Source organism: Pseudomonas sp. 05N434 (genome assembly GCF_056396965.1).
The window spans coordinates 1-5,468 of sequence record NZ_JBFTMK010000342.1; the positions used below are offsets into that span (position 1 = coordinate 1).

Annotated in this window: 2 protein-coding genes; both read right to left on the reverse strand. The window is 57.7% G+C overall.

Going from position 1 to position 5,468, the window contains the following annotated elements; translation table 11 throughout:
* Positions 1-477: 477 nt before the first annotated feature.
* Positions 478-3,504 (reverse strand): Ig-like domain-containing protein, encoded by a 3,027-nt coding sequence (locus AC1DLB_RS19970; RefSeq protein ID WP_477744219.1) that lies wholly within the window; start codon positions 3,502-3,504, stop codon positions 478-480.
* Positions 3,505-3,643: 139 nt separating this feature from the next.
* A partial coding sequence (locus AC1DLB_RS19975) for an EAL domain-containing protein (RefSeq protein ID WP_477785505.1) occupies positions 3,644-5,468 on the reverse strand: 1,825 nt, incomplete at its 5' end.

A 5,468-nucleotide genomic window follows, 5' to 3' on the forward strand; every position in this document is an offset into this window, starting at 1 on the left:
GGAAACGTCGTCGGTTTCGGGTGGGTTGGGTGTGATTTTGAACATGTTGAAGCTCCTTGATTAATGGAGCTGTCACTGCTCGCTGCGAAACGAGGGAGGTGGCAGCTGTACGCAGGTTCGCAGACCGGGAATCAAGGAACCCGGCAGACCCGAAGATCTCCCGCGCACAGCCGCCATAACGCAATCCAGTTGACGAAAAGAAGCGCCAACTGAAAGGGAACGGTGGCGCAGTGCGCCTTGATTGACCCGGGCTGCGAAACCCGATCAATGATTCGTCAGCGACCGCGAAACGATAGAACCCGCCCCCAAAGCGCACAAGCCGGCGGATTCTGGCGCAGTCGTAGGCAACGGCGCAAGGATGTGTAGCCTGAGTGAGTGTCTGGAGATGTCTTTTAAGCATCGCTGTTTATTTCTCACTCAGGTGTTGGAGTAGAGGCAGGGCAGATGAACAAATGTCCCCTTTTCCTCGTTTCTCTCTCAATAAGGTCTGGCGCACCACGGGTTCCAGACCACATGCGGGGGCGCATTCCCGGGAACTATTCCGGGACCGTTGCCATTGCCATGTTGGTAGATGAGCGAATAGCCCGGGGGGCACCCTCTGGAGTCGAGCATCCAGTTAACTGAATTGCCCAGAATCCAGGTGTGTGAAGGTCCATAGACCAGCACTATAAGTGACCACAGATCAGACAGTGGCATGGAGCCCGGAACAGAGATCATCCAGTTGACAGAATTGGTCAACGTCATGGCCACTCCAGCGGATGCCGCGACAAAAACGTTCTTCACGTCCACATAGTAGGTAAGGGTGCTGAATCGATCCTGTGCGGTGATGTACGCGCCGCCGTTACGAAGACCGGTGACCTTTCCATTTGCATCGACCGAGACCTGAGCCGGATTGCTGGAGGTGTAGCGGATCGGGGGAACTCCATAGGATGCGGGACGATTTTCGGTATTGCCCGGGAAATCAGGCCCCACTTTCTGCCACCCCATCTCAATCCTGAGTCCGTGCAGGTTCATAGTGGTTTGGTTAACTTGCAGCGGTCGGCGCAGGGTGAAAGATCGTTCGTGTGATATCAGGTTATCGCCGTACTTCGCTCGTAACCGGATTGTGTTCAGCGCGTCATACTTGGCAACCTTCACGGGCTCCGAAAAATCGCCGTTAGCGTCTGTCGTTACCGTCGCCTCCACCACGCCATTCACCAGAATCTCGACTTGCTCCTGGATGCTTGCGTGCCCGTGTACGGTGATAGTGGTGGCAATCGTAGTGTCGCCTTGTGGAATATCACGACCCTGCGGGTCTTTCAGCGCATCGATATGCGGCTGTAGTTCAATCAGCGAATCGACGATATACGCTTGCCCGGGAAATGCTACGGCCGTTTCCCTGTCAGGCTCTCGGTTCACATTCACCTGGAAGAAGATGTGTAAGGTGGTTTCATCTTTCAGATTGCGAAGCCAGTCGAGCGGCAATGCCAGTCTCAGGCCCCTCTCGGTACCCGTCAGTTCGCCTTTAAGGGCTTCATGCCGAACCACTTCACCTTGGGTGTTGGTTCCTTCAAACATCAGGTATTGAGGTTGTCCTGAACGTTGCCCYGGCCACTCATCCACTACCAGTTCATTGGCAGCCGTCAGTTTTTTTACTTCCACAATCCCGGATACTCCGCTGATCCGGGGCGTCGGAAGCCGACTGTCTTCGGGGGCGATCGGGGCGATCACAATTTCCACAGCCGGGGATGAAGCGGCTTTTTTCCCGTTGCGCCTCAAGTTCCAGCGCAGTTGTATCGTCTTTCCCTGGTTGGCAACAAGAAACCGAGGGTCGAGCACCCAGTTGGCGCGTTTGTTTTGGTTCAAAGGAATAAGCGAGAACAGTGGCGAGTCGTTTGGCGCCTTGATGTGTATCAGTCTCGCCCGGTCTTCCTTTATCGCCGCGAGGAATTCGGCCCTTATCGTCCGCTCCCCGTCCAAGGGGTGAATCGGCTGGGGGACTCCTACCAGAAACGGCAGCTCGAGGACGATGTCTTTCTCATCCCCAATCTTTAAACCCAGCAGATCGGAAACCACCTCGACTTTACCCGGGTTGGTGATTTTGCATTGCAGCGTCAATGGGGCACCGGCGTAAGGGGCTATGTATTTGGTTGGCACCTGGAAGATGAGCGGCAGCGTCGGGTCGGTGACGATCAGTTGGAAAATAAACAGGATCGCAATACCGTCCGAGTCAATGGTTTGCCAACATAATTCGGCCTTCGCGCCCGCTTTCATGGGCCAATACGTGGCGAACTCCACCTTCGCCAAGGTCGTATCCGCTGGCAGGGTATCGTTGCTCTCCAGCGGCTCGACCATCGGCAGGCCCAATGGCAGGGACGTACCGGTGATGGTGATACCCGCGTGTTTCGATGGTTGAGGGTTGCCTGTTCTGACCACTTGATAGAACGCCTGCGCCGAGCCTCGGATCAGGTTGCGAACCCACTCATTGGGAACCTCGAAGACCACGGTTCTGGTCGCGGCAGTCAGCGTCCTGCTGAAGGTGTGGGTGGCCAGGTCGCCACCATTCGTGATCCCTTCAAATGTCAGTTCGAGCAGTTCATCTTTTGCAAACACACCGGTGACCAGTATCCGCAGGGTACCGCCCACGAGCCAATCGTGATGAACCACATCGTCGGGATCGGCCTGTTCAAAAATCGGTGCGGTCAGCAGCACTATCCCTGGCTTGAAAACCAGGATCAGCGAATCCGACCAGCCGCTCGAATTCTCCACGACATCGAACACCTCCCAGCGTACGATCACCGTAGAGGTGAGCGGCAGTTTGGCGAGCATTTCAGGTGTCAATTCAAAGACCACATCACCCAACGCAGTGACGGTGACCTCAAGGAGCAGCGTTCCAAAGGCAAGGACGACCACATCACCGATTTTCTGGTTGTAATACGCCAGAACGGTCACGAACATACCTTCATTGACCACGGTTTTATCAATGACGGATTCCGAAGCAACGGGCAGCTTGAGGCCCTGGTTGAAGGGTTTTCCGCCGTCTGTGTCCGGTTCACCCGGCGCCGGGTATTTATAAAACAGCGGCACAGGTGGCGATTGTTCGGTGTCGTTTCCGCTCACACGCTCAACTTCGAACCAGAATTGCTTGTTCTCCGATAGCAGCGGCGCAAACCTGGCTTCCATGTCTGTGGCGGAAATATAGAAAGGAATGTTTTTCGCGTTGCCTTCGGCATCGAAGTGGGCTTCGGTGACGGAAAATTCAGCGACGGACGCGTTTTTTGTTTCGATGTAAACCGTGATGTAGTCGCCGATGGCCATGTTCAGATAGGCCAGGATGTAAACCAGCAAACCGTCTCGGTCGCCGTGCACCATGTTGATGTTGATCCCCAACGCACCGTCGCTCTGCGGTTTGTAGCCCGGCGGGTAGGGCGGGTCTACGGCCAGCACGCCGATGCCGCGATCGGGCGGGAATACAACGACTTGTCCATTGGAGGCGAGGTCAGCGTTTGTCAGGGGGCTGTTCATGAATGCATACCTTCCATAGAGGCGCCCGGCTGCCCGATTGGGCGGCACCGATACGGAAGGATTAGATAATCGGCGTGAGTGTTTGCCTACTGTCAGATCTGACAGGTGCGCACAGGTTTTAGACGAGTGGTCATACCCCTCACATCGGCTCCGGTGGYCCGATCAACCGCCCCATCACCCCAAATAGCCCCAACTCCCGGATCACCTCCAGTTCCCCTTTGGTCTCGACCATTTCCGCAATCAACGGCAGATCAATGCTGTTGGTCGCCCGGTATATCGCATCGATAAACAACCGCTTGTCACTCTGCTGATCGATACCCCGAATGTACGCCCCATCGATTTTCAAGTACGCCAACCCCAGCTGCGTCAGGTTGCCGATCTGGCTGAAGCTGCCGCCGAAATGCTGCAAACCGATGCGGTAACCGGTGTTGAGCAGGCTGTGGCTCAGGCGTTGCAGTTCTTCGGGGGGCGGCAGTTGGCGTTCGTCGATTTCCAGGGTCAGCAGAGGCGCCAGTTCCGGCAATGATTCGAGTATGTCGCAGATCAGTTTCAGCTGGGTCTGGTCGCGCAGGGTGCTGCCGGACAGGCTCAACGCGAGCGGCCAGCGGTTGGCGGCGAGGTATTCGAGGGTGGTTTCGAGCATCGCCAGATCGAACCGCGCCGACCAGCCGAGGCGTTCGATCCACGGCAGGAAATGCCCGGCGGCAACGGCCTGGCCCTGCGGGTCGAGCAGGCGCGCGAGGACTTTGTGGTGCAGCACCTGACTGGTGTCGGCGCATTGCACCACCGGTTGGAAATACAACTGCATCTTGCCTTCGGTCAGCGCATCGTCGATCCAGTTGCGCCAATCATGCTGAGAATGATTCGGCGCAGTATCGACCTGGGCCTGGTATATCCATGGCCGCTCGGGATGTTGCCGGGCCTGGGTCAGCGCTTGGTCGAGGCGCAGCAGCACATCATTTGCCGGTTCGCCCGGGTGGTAGGCGACGATGCCCAGGTGCGCCACGGGCATGCAGTCGCTGGCGCCGGTCAGGCGCAGGTTTTCCAGGRTGGCGCTGATTTCGGAGGCCAGGCGCGCGGCCCCCCTACTGTCCAGACCCGGCGTCAGCAAGCTGAATTCGCCACCGCGATTGCGCGCCGCGAGCCAGGTACGACGTTCTGCAGGTTGCGTCAGGCGCTTGAGCAACTCGCCGACGGCGCTGATCAGGGCATCGGTGCGCTGGCCACCCAGGCGTTGATTGAGGCCGATCAGGTCGTTGATCCGCAGCATCAGCAAATGACCGTCGCGGCTTTGCTCGGAATCCAGTAATTGGTCGGCCAGTTGTTCATCCAGCAAGCGCCGGTTGGCCAGGCCCGTAAGGTTGTCCTGATAGGATTCGGAGCGCAGTTTTTCGCTGCGCGCGGCCTCTTCGGCGAACAGCGCTTTGAGTTTTTCGACCATCTGGTTCATGGCCAGCACCACGCGTTTGAGCTCCGGCGTGCGCGGCAATTTTGGCAAGCTGCGGAACTCGCGTTTACTGATGGCTTCCGCCTGTTTGACCATGTTGTCGAGCGGGCGCAATTGCCGGCGTAATAGCCAGCCTCCGAACACGGCGCTGAGTAATCCGCAAATCAGCAGCCAGATCAGGCTGCCGAGGGAGCTGTCCCAGAGTTTGGCCAGGGCGAACTGCGGGTTGCTCAGCACTTCGACCCGGGCTGCCTGGTCCCAGCCACGCGTGACCAGTGCATCGCCACCTTGTGGGCGCAGGTTCACCAGACTGACGAACCAGCCGGGTACACCCTCGATTTGCGCTGGTACGCTGCGCTCCACCAGCACTTGTTCATTCTCGATGCTGATGACCCGGATGCTGCTGAAATAGCCACTGTCGAAAATCGAGCTGACCATCAATTCGATCATCGCCGGGTCGTCGATCTGCGCGGTCAACGACAGGCCCAGCGCCGTGGCGGCGTCCTGGGCGTGGGAG